The sequence below is a fragment of the Noviherbaspirillum suwonense genome (assembly GCF_900182955.1).
Taxonomy (GTDB): domain Bacteria; phylum Pseudomonadota; class Gammaproteobacteria; order Burkholderiales; family Burkholderiaceae_D; genus Noviherbaspirillum_A; species Noviherbaspirillum_A suwonense.
On the sequence record NZ_FXUL01000002.1, the window covers coordinates 457,033 to 473,121 of the forward strand.

Below are 16,089 nucleotides of genomic sequence, written 5' to 3' on the forward strand. Positions count from 1 at the left end.
TTCTGGCAGGGACTTGGTCAATGGAACTACAGGGTTAAATCAGGCTTTTTCCAGTTCGAAAGCCTTGTGCAGCACGCGCACGGCAAGTTCCATGTATTTCTCGTCGATCAGCACCGAGATCTTGATTTCCGACGTCGAAATCAGTTGCATGTTGATGCCCTCTTCCGACAGCGTGCGGAACATCTGCGAAGCGATGCCGACATGGCTGCGCATGCCGACGCCGACCACCGACACCTTGGACACCTTGGTGTCGCCGACGATGTTGCCGGAGCCGATGTGCGCCTTGACGCTGCTGTTGAGGACTTCCATCGCGCGGTTGTATTCATTGCGCGGGACGGTGAAGGTGAAGTCGGTTCTGCCGTCCACGCCCTGGTTCTGCACGATCATGTCGACGTCGATCTTCGCATCGGCGATCGGGCCCAGGATCTGGTAGGCAATGCCTGGCCGGTCCGGCACCTGCATGACGGTAATCTTCGCTTCGTCGCGATTGAACGCGATGCCGGTGATGGTGGCTTGTTCCATGTGTGTATCTTCCTCAAACGAAATCAGGGTGCCGGAACGCGCTTCCTCTTCCAGCGGGATCATCGGGTCGGTCAGCGAGGACAGCACCCGGGTCGGCATCCGGTAGTTGCCGGCGAATTCCACCGAGCGTATCTGCAGCACCTTGGAGCCGAGCGATGCCATTTCCAGCATTTCCTCGAAGGTCACGGTGCGCAGCCTGCGGGCGTCGCTGACGACGCGCGGGTCGGTGGTGTAGACGCCGTCGACGTCGGTGTAGATCAGGCATTCGGCCGCTTTCAGCGCCGCTGCGACCGCCACTGCCGAGGTGTCAGAGCCGCCGCGGCCCAGCGTGGTGATGTTGCCGTCGGCGTCGACGCCCTGGAAGCCGGTGATGATGACGATGCGGCCGGCGTCGAGGTCGCGCCGCACCCTGGCGTCGTCGATCGACTCGATCCGGGCCTTGGTGAACGAGGAATCGGTGCGCACCGGCACTTGCCAGCCGGCGTAGGACACGGCGTCCTTGCCGATCGACTTGAGCGCCATCGCCAGCAGCGCCACCGACACCTGCTCGCCGGTGGAGGCCAGCATGTCGAGTTCGCGCGGGTCGGGCTCGGCCATGACTTCCCTGGCGAGGCCGATCAGCCGGTTGGTCTCGCCGGACATGGCCGATGGCACCACGACGATCTGATGGCCGGCGTCATGCCACTTGGCGACGCGCCGGGCGACGTTGCGGATGCGCTCGGTCGAGCCCATCGAAGTGCCGCCGTATTTGTGAACGATTAATGCCATGGAAGTATGCTGGTTGGGCGAACAAAAGGGGCGATTTTACAGGCCGTGGTAGAGGCTGACAAGAAGCGGGACCGTGCGGCACGGATTGGCGCTGCGCCGCGAGCACGTTGAAAGTGCCTGTACCGGCCATCCGGCGTTGATCCGGCGTGCTTGCCGGAACATATTGCGGGGATGTTTTCCGTGGCCGGCAGCGACTGGCTATCCGGCCATGCCGCGCTGCCGTAGGCCCAGCAGGCCCTATGCGCCGGGGAGAAACTGCCCGGCGCTTGTCAATCCGGCACCCATCGCAGCGCCACGCTCTCGCCCATCACCAGGTGCCGCACGTCCATGCCCAGCCCCGCCGCGAACACCAGCTCGCCATTCAGGTACAGCAGCGGCGACCAGAGCCGGCGCCACGGCGCGATCTCGGCTTCCTGGTACAGCGCCTTGAGGCTGCGCGACGGCCGGTTGGCCGCCAGCTTCAGTCTTTCCTGGCCTGCGCGCCGGTGCAGCATCAGCGGGTGGCGGGACAGCGCCTCGCGAGACAGGCCCAGCCCATCGCCGGCCTCGAACACCAGCGTCCCGCGCCAGGCGGGCACGGCAATCGGGTCCGCGCCATTCCATTGCAGCGCGATCGGGTCGTCCGGCGGCGTTCCCAGGCGAGGATGCAGTTCGAGCCGGTTGCCGATACGGCGCAGCACCATCGCGCCGAAATCGAAGAACGGGTGCATGTCATCGGCCGCGTCCAGCATCTGGCTGCGGATTTCCTCCAGCCGCGACTGGCTCGGCAGCTGCACCCGGTTCAGGTAAAGCCAGTGGCGCAGCAGGTTGTCCGTGCGCCGCGGCGCCAGCGTTTTCAGCTCGGGCACGTAGAGCGGGTCGCTCCAGGACGCGGCCCGGCAGCGCTCGCGGTCGATTTCGGCCAGGTCCTGCAAAAGCGACTGGGCTGCCTGCGCATGCCCGGCGCTGCGGGCCACGCGCGCCGCAAAGCCGGGGAAATGCTGCTCCAGCGCCGGGGCGACCGCGTTGCGCAGCGCATTGCGGCGGTAGCGCAGGTCGCCGTTCGATTCGTCGTCGATGTGCTCCAGCCCAAGCGCCTCGCACGCCTGTTCCAGCGCCGCGCGGCCGACGCCCAGCAGCGGCCTTCCGAGGCTCACGCCGTCGCCGATCAGTTCATGCCGCACGTGCAGCGCGGTCATGCCCGACAGGCCGGGCAGCCCGGCGCCGCGCACCAGCTGCAGCAGCACCGTCTCGGCCTGGTCGTCCTGGTGGTGGGCCGTCAGCAGCAGCTTGCAGCCCTGCTCCCGGCACATCTCGCCCAACGCCTGGTAGCGAGCGATGCGCGCGGCCTCCTCGACACCGCGGCCGCCATGATCGCTGACGTCGACCTGCCTGGACACCAGCGGCACGCCGCACGCGGCCGCAGCCCGCTCGCAATGCGCCAGCCAGGCGTCGGCATTCGGGCTTAGTCCGTGGTGCACATGGAAGGCGGTCAGCGCGAGATGATGTTCCTGCGCATAACGGCTCGCAAGCTGCAGCAGCACGCTGGAATCCAGGCCGCCGCTGAAGGCGACGCCGATGCGCGCCTCGGGTCCGGAAATGGCAACGCGCGCGGCGATGTCCGCCAGCGCGCGTTCGAATGCCTGTTCCAGGCTGCCGGGACTATTCCTGCTCGGGTTGCGAGATTTCCTTGAATTTGCCATAGCTCATCAGCTTTTCATGCCGGGCCGCTATCAGATCGCGGGGCTTCATACCCTGGAACTGGCGCAGCGAATCGGCCAGCGCGCGCTTGAGCATCGCCGCCATCTGCTTGGGATCGCGGTGGGCGCCGCCGAGCGGCTCGGTGATGATCTTGTCGATCAGGTTCATCGCCTTGAGCCGGTGCGCGGTGAGGCCCAGCGCCTCGGCCGCGTCGGACGCGCGCTCGGAGGTCTTCCACAGGATGGATGCGCAGCCTTCGGGCGAAATGACCGAGTAGGTCGCATATTGCAGCATCAGCACCGCGTCGCCGACCGCGATCGCCAGCGCGCCGCCTGAGCCGCCTTCGCCGATGATGGTGGCGATCAGCGGCACCTTCAGTTCGGCCATCACGTACAGGTTATGGCCGATCGCTTCGGACTGGCCGCGCTCTTCGGCGTCGATGCCCGGGAACGCGCCCGGCGTATCGACGAAGGTGAAGATAGGCAGGTTGAATTTTTCGGCAAGCTTCATCAGGCGCATCGCCTTCCGATAGCCTTCCGGCTTCGGCATGCCGAAGTTGCGCAGCGCCCGCTCCTTGGTGTCGCGGCCTTTCTGGTGGCCGATGACCATGCATGCCTGGCCGTTGAAGCGCGCCAGGCCGCCGACGATGGACAGGTCGTCCGCGTAGCTGCGGTCGCCGTGAAGTTCGTGGAAATCGGTGAAGATTTCGTTGACGTAGTCCATCGTGTACGGGCGCTGCGGATGCCGGGCGATCTGCGAGACCTGCCACGGCGTGAGCTTGGCGTAGATGTCCTTCGTCAGCTGCTGGCTCTTGCGCGACAGCCGCTCGATCTCTTCTGAAATATCGACGGCGGAGTCATCCTGGACGAAGCGCAGCTCTTCAATCTTGGAATCGAGTTCCGCGATTGGCTGCTCGAAGTTGAGAAATGTTACCTTGCTCACCGTGGCTCCTTGGGATTCGACAGGCGGAAAAATGGGGGATTCAATATTCTACCGGGACTGGATCGAGGCTACGCCACATGTACCAGGTGGCGACGGTGCGCCACGGCTCCCAGTTGGCGGAGACCTCGCGCGCATCGCTGCGCGACACCGGCTCGCCGGAAAAATAATTGGTGCTGATGCCGCGCAGCAGGCCGGCATCGTCAAGCGGCAAGATATTAGGGCGCAGCAGGTTAAAGATCAAGAACATCTCCGCCGTCCAGCGCCCTATGCCGCGGATCTGCAGCAGCTCGGCGATGACCGCTTCGTCTTCCATCTCTTCCCACAGGCTTGCATGCACCCGCTCGGCGAGGAAGTGGTCGGCCAGGTCGAGGATGTATTCGGTCTTGCGGCGCGACAGGCCGCAGGCGGCCAGCTGCTCGGGGCCGGTGTTGACGATGTGGCCCGGCGTGCATTGCTGGCAGGCCGCCAGCACCCGCTGCCAGACGGTCGCCGCCGCCTTGACCGAGATCTGCTGGCCGACGATGGAGCGCGCCAGCGTGGTGAACGGGTCGCCGCGGCCCACCAGGTGCAGGTCCCCGAACATCGGGATGATCCGGCGCATGATGCGGTCGCGCTTCATCAGTTCCTGCTTGGCGTCCTCCCAGTAGACAGGCACGGACAGCTGCGTTTCTTTCGGTGTGCTTTGCCCCATGCCGGTTACGCCCTCCGCCATTCGGTGACGCCGCCCGGCTTGTCCTCGAGGATGACGCCATCGGCCAGCAGCGCGGCGCGGATGCGGTCGGCCTCGGCAAAATCGCGCGCCTTCTTGGCCGCGGCCCGGGCGTCGATCTGCGACTGGACTTTCGCATCGTCGCCTTCGTCGCCGCCCTGCAGGAATGCCTGCGGCGCACGCTCGAGCAAGCCGATCAGGGCCGCCAGCGACTTGAGCTGCCTGGCAAGCGCGGCCGAACGCGTCTTGTTGACTTCATTGGCGAGATCGAACAGCAGCGCAACCGCGCCCGGCGTGTTGAAATCGTCATTCATCGCCTCGGCGAACCGGGCCGCATGGGCCTCGGTCCAGTCCAGCGCCTCGTCGTCGGGCGCGACTTCCTTCAGCGCGGTGTAGAGCCTGGTCAGCGCGCTGCGCGCATCGGCCAGGTGGGCATCGGAATAATTGAGCTGGCTGCGGTAATGCGCGCGCAGGATGAAGAAGCGCACCACTTCGGCGTCGAAGCTCTGCAGCACTTCGCGGATGGTGAAGAAGTTGCCCAGGGACTTGGACATCTTTTCATTGTCGACGCGGACGAAGCCGTTGTGCATCCAGTAATTGACGAAGGTGCGGCCGCTGGCGCCCTCCGACTGGGCGATCTCGTTCTCGTGATGCGGAAACTGCAGGTCCTGGCCGCCGCCGTGGATGTCGAAATGCTCACCTAGCAACTCGCAGGCCATCGCCGAGCATTCGATATGCCAGCCGGGCCGGCCGCGGCCCCAGGGCGACGCCCATTTCACCGATTCGGGTTCCGACTCGCGCGAGGACTTCCACAGCACGAAATCGAGCGGGTCGCGCTTGCCGCTGTTGACGTCGACCCGCTCCCCTGCGCGCAGGTCGTCGAGCGACTTGCCGGAGAGCTTGCCGTAGCCTTCAAAATGGCGCACCGCGTAATTGACGTCGCCGTCGTCCGCCTTGTACGCGAGCCCGTTTTTTTCGAGCCGGCCGATGAGGGCCAGCATCTGCGGCACATGGTCTGTCGCGCGCGGCTCGAAGTCGGGCCGCTGCACGCCGAGCGCGGCGGCATCCTCGTTCATCGCCGCGATGAAGCGGCCGGTCAGTTCGGCGATGGTTTCATTGTTTTCCACCGCGCGCTTGATGATCTTGTCGTCGATGTCGGTGATGTTGCGCACGTAGGTCACGTCCAGACCCTGCGCCCGCAGCCAGCGCTGGACCATGTCGAACACCACCATCACCCGCGCATGTCCGAGATGACAATAGTCATAGACCGTCATGCCGCAAACGTACATGCGGACCTTGCCGGGTTCGATCGGGGTAAATGCCTGTTTCTCGCGCGCGAGGGTGTTGTAGATCTTCAGTGCGGTCATGAATGGATGGGTTCTGTTACGGCGTCAGGCCTGCGGTGGCGCGCGGAGGCGCTGAGGCGCTGGGGCGTTGCCACGTCGGCCATGCATCAGCGCAACCCGGGCGAGCCACAGTCATTGGTCCGACGCTTATTTTGATAAAATGCTGCTTTGCGCGGCAGTATAGCACCGATGAAATGCCGTTCCGGCAGGGTTTCCGGCCCCCGCCGCCGCCCCGGAACAGGCTCCAGCCACGAAGACAAGCACAAGGAATAACAGATGCAAGGTAAGCGCCGTTCCCTACTCATACTCACGGCGACACTGGCGCTGGGCTCGGCCGGCAGCGCCGCCGCAGCGGACGCGCCGCAGGTCCTGCTCAAGACCAGCATGGGCGACATCACGCTCGAGCTGAACCAGGAAAAAGCGCCCAAGAGCGTCGCCAATTTCCTGCAGTACGTGAAAAGCGGCCACTATAACGGCACCATTTTCCACCGCGTGATCGGCAGCTTCATGATCCAGGGCGGCGGCTTCGACGCTTCGATGAAGCAGAAGCCGACCAACCCGCCGATCGAGAACGAAGCGTCGAACGGCCTGAAGAACGAGCCGTATTCAGTCGCCATGGCGCGCACGTCCAACCCCAATTCGGCCACCGCGCAATTCTTCATCAACGTCAAGAACAATGGCTTCCTGAACTACCCCGGCCAGGACGGCGCCGGCTATGCCGTCTTCGGGAAAGTCGTCAAGGGCACAGAGGTCGTCGACAAGATCAAGGATGTCCAGACCGGTCCGGGCGACGTGCCGGCCAAGCCGGTCGTGATCGAATCCGCCAGCCTCGTCAAGTAAGCCCACGCACCCTCTTCTCACCACTCATCAAGGAATCATCATGGCTGTTCTACTCACCACCAACCACGGCGACATCAAGCTCGACCTGTATGCCGACAAGGCGCCCAAGACCGTCGAGAACTTCCTCGCCTACGTCAACGCCGGCCATTACAACGGCACCATCTTCCATCGCGTGATCGATGGCTTCATGGTCCAGGGCGGCGGTTTCGAGCCAGGCATGAAGCAGAAGCCGACCAATGCGACGGTCGAGAACGAAGCCAAGAATGGCCTGAAGAACGAGCCCTACACCGTTGCGATGGCCCGCACCTCGGACCCGCATTCGGCGTCGGCGCAGTTCTTTATCAACGTCAAGAACAATTCCTTCCTGGACTATCCGGGCCAGGACGGCTGGGGCTATTGCGTATTCGGCAAGGTCATCGAAGGCCAGGATGTGGTCGACAAGATCCGCGCGGTGAAGACCACGCGCACCGGCATGTTCGCCGACGTGCCTGCCGACGACGTCATCATCGAAAAAGCGGAAGTGGTCTAACGTCCCACGACCGACAGAGGATGCAAAAAATGAATCCGCCCGACGCCATCGCGTCGGCATCCGCAGCGCGACCCGAGACGGTCGCGCTGTTTGTTTCTGACCTGCACCTGCAGGAAAATTCGCCGGCCACGACCGCCCTCTTCCTTGCGTTTCTGGCACAGCACGCCGTGCAGGCGCGCCAGCTTTACCTGCTCGGCGACCTTTTCGAATACTGGGCAGGCGATGACGATATCGACACGCCCTATGTACGCACCATCGTCGACGCGCTGCATGCGACCAGCAGCGCCGGGGTGCAGCTATTCTGGATGGCCGGCAACCGCGACTTCCTGGTCGGCGAAGGCTTCGCGCGCGCCGCCGGGATGGTACGGCTGAGCGATCCGCATGTCGCCCGGATCGCCAACATCCCGATGGTGCTGGCGCATGGCGATGCGCAGTGCACCGACGACCACGATTACCAGGCCTTCCGCCGGCAGGTGCGCGACCCGCAATGGCAGAAGGCATTCCTTGCCCAGCCGCTGGCCGAGCGCAAGGCCATCATCGACGGCATGCGCGCCGGCAGCCGGGATGCGCAGCGGACCAAGACCATGGACATCATGGACGTGAACCCGGACGCGATCGCCGCGGTGTTTGCCGGGAGCGGCGCCAGCGTGCTGATCCATGGCCATACGCACCGCCCGGCAATCCATCGGCACGGCCCGCTGCTGCGCTACGTGCTGCCAGACTGGGACGGCGACGCCGTTCCGCCACGCGGCGGATGGCTGGCGGTGGATGCCGGCGGCGCGATACACCGGCATGATGCCGCCGGCGCCCTGCTTCCCGAAACGGCGGCCGGCCGCTAGCGTCGATGGACCAGTTCAAGCAGATCTCCACCTTCGTCGACGTGGTCGGCAAGGGCAGCCTGTCGGCGGCGGCCCGGGCCGAAGGCGTCGCCCCGGGGATGATCAGCCGGCGCCTGGACGCGCTGGAAGCCCGCCTCGGCGTCAAGCTGCTGCAGCGCACCACCCGCAAGATCGCGCTGACGCACGAGGGCACCGCGTTCCTCGAAAACTGCCAGCGCATACTGGCCGACCTTGAGAACGCGGAAGCCTCGGTGGCCGAGCGCAGCGCCGCGGCTAGCGGCCACCTGTCGATCTCCGCGCCGGCCGGTTTCGGCCGCCAGCACGTGGCCCCGCTGCTGCCCTCCTTCCTGGCCGAACACCGGGGCGTGACGCTGACGCTGAACCTGAACGACCGGGTGGTCGACCTGATCGGCGAAGGCGTCGATGTCGCCATCCGCATCGCCTCGCTGACCGACTCGGGTCTGGTCGGGGTCAAGCTGGCGGACAACCAGCGCGTCGTGGTGGCGTCGCCTGCCTATCTGCAGCGGCATGGAACGCCCGAGTCGCTGGACGACCTAGCCTCCCACAATTGCCTGCCCATCAGCAGCGAAGGCAGCCAGCGCGGCTGGGCATTCCGCCAGAACGGCCGGAACGTGACGCTGAAGGTATCGGGGAACATGGGCTGCAATGACGGCGCGGTGCTGCACGACTGGGCGCTGTCCGGCAAGGGGCTGGCGTGGCGTTCGATGTGGGAAGTGGGCGCAGCGATCGAAGCCGGGCAACTGGTTACGGTGCTGGACGAATTTTCGGCACCGGACAATGCGATCTACGCGGTGTTCGCACAGCGCCAGCACCTGCCGCTGCGGATACGCGCGTTCGTCGAATTCCTGCGGCGCGCCTATGCGCGGCCGGATTACTGGCGACACAGCGCGGTTTGAGGCTGCGTTGGCGCGGTTTGAGGTTGCGTTGGCGCGGGCTGGGCTGGGACTGAGCTGGTGCTCGTAGTAGCTGGGGCAAAGTTTGGGGATTCGTGCGGGCGCCGGCCTCGTACCCATCCCACGTCATGGCGTGCCGGGCGGGATCGATGGTTCCGATTTGTCACCGTGGCTCGTAGCCTCGTAGGGTGTAATAAGCGCAGCGCATCACATAACTCGCCAATCAACCACCATCGCCCGTCCGCAAGCAATGGTGTAATGCGCTTGCGCTTATTACACCCTACGGATTTTCATCGCACCCTACAAACCGGGATTGGCATGAGGCAGCCGGTGCCGGACAGCAGGCCCAAAAGCCGAAGAGTTGTGATCCAAGACTCCGACAAGCGGCAGCGCATCATTTCGCGATACGCTGCCGCGCCGGAGCCGTGACCGGCATGCGGCGCCGAATTCGCGTCCGCATGCTCGGTACCGGCGCCAGTCGCCGCTAGTGCGACTGTCCGCCGCCCAGGTAGGCAGCGCGCACGGCCGGGTCGTTCTTCAGGCTTTCGGCCGGCCCGTGTAGCGAGATCCGGCCGTTTTCCAGCACATAGCCATAATCCGCGACGTTCAGCGCGGCAGCGGCGAACTGCTCCACCAGCAGCATCGTCACGCCTTCGGCCTTCAGGCGGGAAATGATCCGGAAGACCTCGTCGACCAGGATGGGCGCGAGGCCCATCGACGGCTCGTCGAGCAGCACGACTTCCGGGTTCAGCATGACCGCCCGCGCCATCGCCAGCATCTGCTGCTCGCCGCCCGACAGGGTGCCTGCCAGCTGGTGCTGGCGCTCCTTCAGCCGCGGGAACAGCTCCAGCGCACGCTCGAGGTCCTGGCTGATGTTTCCCTTGGCGCGCGCGCCGGTAAAACGCGGAAACGCTCCCAGCAACAGGTTGTCGGTCACGCTCATCGTGGAGAAGACCCGCCGCCCTTCCGGGGAATGCGCGAGTCCGGCGCGGGCGATCCGGTGCGAGTCCAGCCCGGTCACGTCCTTGCCGGCGAGGGTGACGCTCCCGGATTTCGGTTTGATCATCCCCGAGATCGCGCGCATGGTCGTGGTCTTGCCGGCGCCGTTGGAGCCGATCAGCGTAACGACCTTTCCCTTGGGCACGTCCAGCGAAATGCCATGCAGCACTTCCACCTTGCCGTAGGCCGCATGCAGGTTCGATATGGTAAGCATGTTCAGCTCCTTGCAAGTGTGGGCTCGGCGCCGCCGACTGGCGGCTCCTGCTCGGCGACGCTGCCGCCGAGGTAGGCTTCGATGACTTTCGGGTCGGCCTGCACGGCCGCCGGCTTGCCTTCGGCGATTTTCTGGCCGAAGTCCAGCACGGTGACGGTGTCGGAAATCGACATGACCACGTCCATGTGATGCTCGATCAGGATGATGGTGATGCCGTGCTGCCGGATCTTGCGGATGATCGCCACCAGTTCCACGATATCCGGCGCGGTCAGTCCCGCGGCCGGTTCGTCGAGCAGCAGCAGCGCCGGATTCAGGCCCAGCGCCCGGCCGATCTCGAGCAAGCGCTGCTTGCCATAGGGCAGATTGCGCGCCTCCTCGTCGGCCAGGGACGACAGGCCGACGAATTCGAGGATGGCGGCCGCACGCTCCAGCGCGTCACGCTCTTCGCGGCGATAGCGCGGCGTATGCAGCATCACATCCAGCACATTGCTCTGGAAGGTGTGATGCAGGCCGACCAGGACGTTCTCGGTCGCCGTCATTTCACCGAACAGCTGCACGTTCTGGAACGTCCGCGCGACGCCGCCGAGCGCAATGGCCGACGGTGTCGAACCCGAAATGACGCGGCCGTTGAACTCCACCCCGCCGTCGGTTGGCTTGTAGATGCCGGTCAGCACATTCATCATCGTGCTCTTGCCCGACCCGTTCGGGCCGATCAGGCCATGCACCGAGCCGCGCGCGATATTGAGGTCGACCCGGTTCAGCGCCTTCAGGCCGCCAAACTGCATCAGCACCTGCTTGGCTTGCAGCAGGTCGCCGGCGGCCGCATTGGCGGATGCCGGTGCGGCCCAGGCGCGCGTCTCGTCGGCCACTTTCACCGACGTGGTCAGATGCGGACCTTTTCGTCCCATCAGGCCGCGCAGGAATCCGACGATGCCGTCCTGCAGGTAGTAGACGACGAACAGCGTCATCAGGCCGAAGACGGTCAGGCGCCAGTCGACGATATTTTCGAGCCGGTACGAGAAGATAGCCATGCCGACCGTGCCAAGGAAAGGCACCATCACGTCGCGCGGAGTGCGCCGCTTCATCACGACCAGCACCACCGATGCGATCACCGTGATCGCGGCAGCCGCAGTGGCGATCTGGCGAAACAGCGCGATATCGGCCAGGAAGCTCGGCAGCATCACCACGATCATCGCGCCCAGCAGTGCGCCGCTGCGCGTCTTGCGGCCGCCCATGATGACCGCCAGCAGGAACAGGATGGTCAGCTCGAAGTTGTAGGTGTTGGGCGAGATGTATTCTTCCGAATACGCGTACAGGCTGCCCGCCACGCCGGCAAGCGCGGCGCTGATGACGAACGCATAGACCTTGTAGCGGTAGACCGAAACGCCCATGCAGTCGGAAGCGATCGGGCTGTCGCGCAGCGCCTGGAAGGCGCGGCCGAGGTGCGACTTCAGGATGCGGTGGACGACGATCAGCGACACCACCATGATCACGGCGACCAGGTAAAAAAACTCGACCTCGCCCAGCTTGTGACCGAAGAACGACGGCTTCGAGATCTTGATGCCCAGCGGCCCCTCGGTCAGGAAGGTCATCTCGTTGATCAGGATCTGGATGATCGTGCCGAAGGCCAGCGTCACCATCGCCAGGTAAGGCCCGGTCACCCGGAGGGCCGGCAGCGCCAGCACTGCGCCGAACACGGCGGTTACGACCAGGCTGGCGGGCAGCGCGACAAAGAATGGCACGCCCAGCTTGAAGACCAGCACGCCGGTGGTGTACGAGCCGATGCCGAACAAGCCGGCGTGGCCCAGCGACACCTGCCCGGTATAGCCGACCACGATATCGAGGCCGAACAGCAGGATCGCGTAGATGAGGATGGTTTCGGCGAGGTGGATGTAATACGGGTTGTGAAAGACAAGGGGAAACAGCGCCAGCGCCGCAATGCCAATCACGTAAAGGAGCAGGGATTTGGCTTTCATGGTCACACCTTCTTGATCGCGGATTTGCCGAACAGGCCGGCCGGTTTGACCGCCAGCACCAGCAACAGCAGCAACAGGCCAGGCACTTCCTTGTAGCCGGTCGAGATATAGAAGCCGGTCAGCGTCTCGGCAATGCCCAGGATCAGGCCGCCGACGATCGCGCCCATGCCGGACGTCAGGCCGCCGATGATCGCCACTGCAAACGCCTTCAGGCCAAGCGCGGTGCCCATGGTTGCGCCGGTCAGCGTCAGCGGTGCGACGAGCACGCCGGCGAACGCCGCGGTGGCGGACGACAGCGCATACGAAAAGGTGATGACCATGCTGGTGTTGATGCCCATCAGGCCGGCGGCATCGCGGTCGTTCGAGGTGGCGACGACCGCCTTGCCATAAATCGACTTGCGGTTGAACAGTTCGACGGCCAGCATCATCGCCAGTGCGCCGAGCACCACGACAACCTGCATCGGCTGCACATTGGCGCCCAGCACCTGGAACGGCGTGGCCGGCAATGGCGATGGGAAGGTCAGGTCGTCCTTGCCCCAGATGTTTTCCGCAACGTTCTTGAAAATGATGGCCAGCGCGATCGTGGACATGATCCAGCCGAATTCCGACTTGATCTTGATGGCAGGCCGCACGCCTATCCATTCCACGAACATGCCTTGCAGTGCGCCGAAGACGATCACGATCGGGATCATGATCCAGTAATTGAGATACGGGCCGCCGTGAATATTGCCGACGACCGAGAGCCCGACCAGCGCACCGAGCATCAGCGCCTCGCCCTGTCCGAAATTAAGCGTGCCCGACGTGGCGAAAGTAAGTTGGTAGCCGAATGCGATCACCGCGTAGATCATGCCTAGCGCGATGCCGCTAAAAACGAGTTGCAGCAGTATGTCCATGATGTTGTCCAAGGGTCGTAATAAAAAGGCCAGCCCGTGCACAGCACGGGCAGGCCTTGTCAAGTATTTGTCGCCGGCCGCCGCAGCAGCCGGTGCCGGACCGTTTTACTTGGCCAAAACGACGCGACCGCCCTTGACCTCACCAAACACCGGGATGGTGCTCTTGATTGCTTCGTGGTCGTCCTTGGTGAACGGCTTGCTGTAGGTCGTCACCACGCCATCCACTTTTTCATTCAGGTTCTCAAGCGCAGCGCGAACCTTCGGACCCTCGGTGCCGCCCGCCTGCTTGAATGCGGCAGCCAGCAGGTAGATCGAGTCGTAACCCTGCGCAGCCGACACTGGCGAAGGCATGCGGTCGCCAGCGGGTTTGTAGGTCTTCACGTAAGTCTCGATGAAGGTCTTGCGCTTGGGCGTGTTCGGATCCTGGATGAAGGTCTGCGGCATCAGGGTGCCGTCGCCATTCTTGCCGGCGTTGTCGATGAAGTTGCCCATCGACAGCGTCCAGCTTCCGATCATCGGCACTTTCCAGTTCAGCTTTTCCATGCCGTTGGCGATCTGCGCCAGTTCCGGGCCGATGCCGTAGGTCAGCACAGCCTCCGCGCCAGCCTGCTTCGCCTTGAGCAGCTGCGGCGTCATGTCGACGTCCTTGATGTTGTACTTCTCGACGGCGACCGCCTTGATGCCTTTCTTGTCGAGCGCCTTTTCCAGGTCCTCGCGTCCGAGCTGACCGTAGTTGGTCGAGTCCGCCAGGATCGCCACCTTTTTCATCTTGCGCTTGGTGATCGCTTCTTCGACGATCATCGACGACTGGATCGCGTCATTTGCGGAAGTACGGAATACATAGTTCTCAGGCTGGTCGGCGAACTGCTTGGTGATCACGGTGCCGGTTGCAACGTTGTTGATGACCGGGATTTTCGCTTCCTGATAGAAACGCTGGGAAGCAAGCGCGACGCCCGTGTTGATGAAACCCACGGTGGCGACGACCTTCTCCTTGTTGATCAGCTCCTGCGCGACCTGAACGCCACGCTCGTTCTTCGCTTCGTCATCACGCTCAACCAGCTCGATCTTGCGGCCAAGCACGCCGCCTTGCGCATTGATCTCGGTAACAGCCAGCTTCACGCCATCGCGCATCGACACACCCATCGGGGCCGAGCCGCCGGTGAATGGGCCGGTGACCCCGATTTTGATCGGCTCTGCCGCGATACCTGCAAGCGACCAGCCAAGCAGAGCCGTTGCGATCAGGGATTTGGTCTTGATATTCATGTCTTCCTCGTATGTTTAAAGTTATAGGTGCTGCGGGCTTCCGGTGAACAATTACCCTGTCCCAACGCGAGTGTAAGAGACAGTTACGTTCCCGGCAATATGTAATAGTACGGAGTGAACTCTAACTTAAGCAACGGCATATTTCCAAACAGGAAACAACCACTGTAGGCGTGTTAGCGACAGTTTTTGCTTCGCAGTTCCGTACATTGTCCGAAATTCAAGCGCCAGGATGCACGAGGCGGAAACAACTGCTTCAGTTGCGACCGATTGGTGAGCAAGCTCATCGACCACCGCCCAATAGATTGCCGCAAAAAAAAACCCCGGCAAAAGCCGGGGTTTTCAGAAAGCTGTGCTCGATTATTCTGGACGAATGTTCGATGCTTGTTTGCCCTTAGGGCCAGTGGTCACTTCGAACGAGACGCGCTGATTTTCTTGGAGCGACTTGAAGCCGTTCGACTGGATTGCGGAGAAGTGCGCAAACAGATCTTCGCCACCTTCGTCCGGGGTAATGAAGCCAAAACCCTTCGAATCATTGAACCACTTTACGATACCAGTTGCCATTACAATTTCCTATTTCAGTTAAGTTGGGTTTCCCCGTTAGATCGTTTCAACCAAGTAAGGAATGACAGACTGATACTGCACCACTACTAGCTCGAATCTCAACGATAGCCCGCATTATACGGTACAAACAAGATTGGGGTTGAAGAAAATCAGAAAGTCAGGATTCAGCCGGTTCAACTCACGAATCTTGCACTCCCCCGGTACCGCGCATCCAGATTGTCGGAGATTTCCTTGATCGTGGAACGGGTCTTCTGCTTCAGGCAATATCCCTGCTTGTACACGCTCATCACGGTGTACTGACCCTTCGTCAGCATCTCGAGCTTCAGGCGCAGTTGGAAAACCGTCACCCGGATATTGCTCCCCGTGGTCGATTTGCCGGTCGACTTGAACAACAGCGCCAGGTCCGCAAGCGGAATCACCGTGCCCATCTGATTAAGGAACAGTTCTGCCAGAGCGCATTCCGACCGTGTCAACTGCATGGTATTGCCGAAAAATATCATCGTCCGGGTTTCCGACACCACTGATAGCGCCCCATACCGAATCTTGGTTTTCAGAATGTTCTTGCGCTTGAGCGTGGCGTGGATTCTTCTCGCGAGCTCGCTGGGATCGAACGGCAGAAAAGTCCAGTCCGAGATGAGTTCGGGAAGATCCCTTACGTCTGCGAGAACCGCGGGCGTATCGAATACCGCGATCAGGGGCGCCAGGCGCGGGAGGCTGGTGCCCGGATGGTTCAGGAATGCAAGTTCCTTTCTTTCCATCGCTTGTATGATTTCGACGATGCTCAGGTCACGCGCTTCGACCAGCAGCACCCTGATGACGTTGTCCTGCAGAAGCAGGTCATTAAACTGTGGCCGATGATCCATCTTGATCAAGGTCGGCACCACGGCGTCCGTGTGGCGACACAGGTGCCGCATTGCCTCCTCGAACTCGTCTGCCTTGTCTGAAAGCGTCGTAAAAAGACGCTCGCCTATCACTACCAGTTCAAACTGCATTTCCCGTTTCTCCATGAAACACAAATTCTTATCGTTGGGTGGTCACGTGCCACCTGCAGCCCCGAGCATGTGCGATGCGGGAGGGAGTCTGTGTTTCATTAA

At 62.8% G+C, this 16,089-nt stretch carries 15 protein-coding genes; 4 read left to right on the top strand and 11 right to left on the bottom strand.

Going from position 1 to position 16,089, the window contains the following annotated elements; all coding sequences use genetic code 11:
* Positions 1–39: 39 nt before the first annotated feature.
* The 5 genes from QOL82_RS05235 to cysS form a co-directional block, all read right to left on the bottom strand.
* The gene (locus QOL82_RS05235) at positions 40–1,290 is read right to left on the bottom strand and encodes an aspartate kinase (protein ID WP_283441185.1); all 1,251 of its coding nucleotides are present in this window, start codon (positions 1,288–1,290) and stop codon (positions 40–42) included.
* Between the two features lie 269 nt (positions 1,291–1,559).
* On the bottom strand, positions 1,560–2,972 hold the full coding sequence (tilS, locus tag QOL82_RS05240; protein ID WP_283441186.1) for a tRNA lysidine(34) synthetase TilS: 1,413 nt from the start codon (positions 2,970–2,972) through the stop codon (positions 1,560–1,562).
* Positions 2,932–3,912 carry an acetyl-CoA carboxylase carboxyltransferase subunit alpha gene (locus QOL82_RS05245; protein WP_283441187.1) on the bottom strand — a complete coding sequence of 327 codons (981 nt, stop codon included), beginning with the start codon at positions 3,910–3,912 and terminating at the stop codon, positions 2,932–2,934. Before QOL82_RS05245 ends, tilS begins: the two co-directional genes overlap by 41 nt.
* A gap of 40 nt (positions 3,913–3,952) precedes the next feature.
* Positions 3,953–4,603, bottom strand: a complete 651-nt coding sequence (locus QOL82_RS05250; protein WP_283441275.1) for a DNA-3-methyladenine glycosylase family protein — start codon at positions 4,601–4,603, stop codon at positions 3,953–3,955.
* Positions 4,604–4,608: 5 nt separating this feature from the next.
* Entirely contained in the window at positions 4,609–5,988 is a 1,380-nt protein-coding gene (gene cysS, locus QOL82_RS05255) for a cysteine--tRNA ligase (protein ID WP_283441188.1), read from the bottom strand.
* A 255-nt stretch (positions 5,989–6,243) separates the two neighbouring features.
* Here cysS and QOL82_RS05260 point away from each other — a divergent pair, with 255 nt between their 5' ends.
* Genes QOL82_RS05260 through QOL82_RS05275 form a run of 4 tightly spaced genes read left to right on the top strand, consistent with a single transcriptional unit; the run spans position 6,244 to position 9,092 of the window.
* Entirely contained in the window at positions 6,244–6,807 is a 564-nt protein-coding gene (locus QOL82_RS05260; RefSeq protein WP_283441189.1) for a peptidylprolyl isomerase, read from the top strand.
* A 40-nt stretch (positions 6,808–6,847) separates the two neighbouring features.
* Positions 6,848–7,336: a peptidylprolyl isomerase gene (locus QOL82_RS05265; protein ID WP_283441190.1), complete on the top strand. Its 489-nt coding sequence runs from the start codon at positions 6,848–6,850 to the stop codon at positions 7,334–7,336.
* A 29-nt stretch (positions 7,337–7,365) separates the two neighbouring features.
* A complete protein-coding gene (locus tag QOL82_RS05270) occupies positions 7,366–8,175 on the top strand; it encodes a UDP-2,3-diacylglucosamine diphosphatase (protein ID WP_283441191.1) in 810 nt (269 codons plus the stop codon).
* A gap of 5 nt (positions 8,176–8,180) precedes the next feature.
* The gene (locus QOL82_RS05275; RefSeq protein ID WP_283441192.1) at positions 8,181–9,092 is read left to right on the top strand and encodes a LysR family transcriptional regulator; all 912 of its coding nucleotides are present in this window, start codon (positions 8,181–8,183) and stop codon (positions 9,090–9,092) included.
* Positions 9,093–9,573: 481 nt separating this feature from the next.
* Here the strand turns inward: QOL82_RS05275 and QOL82_RS05280 are convergent, their stop codons facing one another.
* The 6 genes from QOL82_RS05280 to QOL82_RS05305 all read right to left on the bottom strand — a co-directional run bounded on the left by QOL82_RS05280 (position 9,574) and on the right by QOL82_RS05305 (position 15,987).
* Positions 9,574–10,302 carry an ABC transporter ATP-binding protein gene (locus QOL82_RS05280; protein ID WP_283441193.1) on the bottom strand — a complete coding sequence of 243 codons (729 nt, stop codon included), beginning with the start codon at positions 10,300–10,302 and terminating at the stop codon, positions 9,574–9,576.
* Positions 10,303–10,304: 2 nt separating this feature from the next.
* Positions 10,305–12,278, bottom strand: a complete 1,974-nt coding sequence (locus QOL82_RS05285; RefSeq protein WP_283441194.1) for a branched-chain amino acid ABC transporter ATP-binding protein/permease — start codon at positions 12,276–12,278, stop codon at positions 10,305–10,307.
* Between the two features lie 2 nt (positions 12,279–12,280).
* A complete protein-coding gene (locus tag QOL82_RS05290; protein WP_283441195.1) occupies positions 12,281–13,171 on the bottom strand; it encodes a branched-chain amino acid ABC transporter permease in 891 nt (296 codons plus the stop codon).
* Between the two features lie 105 nt (positions 13,172–13,276).
* Positions 13,277–14,434: an ABC transporter substrate-binding protein gene (locus QOL82_RS05295; RefSeq protein ID WP_283441196.1), complete on the bottom strand. Its 1,158-nt coding sequence runs from the start codon at positions 14,432–14,434 to the stop codon at positions 13,277–13,279.
* Positions 14,435–14,791: 357 nt separating this feature from the next.
* Positions 14,792–14,995 carry a cold-shock protein gene (locus QOL82_RS05300; RefSeq protein ID WP_283441197.1) on the bottom strand — a complete coding sequence of 68 codons (204 nt, stop codon included), beginning with the start codon at positions 14,993–14,995 and terminating at the stop codon, positions 14,792–14,794.
* Positions 14,996–15,168: 173 nt separating this feature from the next.
* Entirely contained in the window at positions 15,169–15,987 is an 819-nt protein-coding gene (locus QOL82_RS05305; protein WP_283441198.1) for a winged helix-turn-helix domain-containing protein, read from the bottom strand.
* Positions 15,988–16,089: the final 102 nt, after the last annotated feature.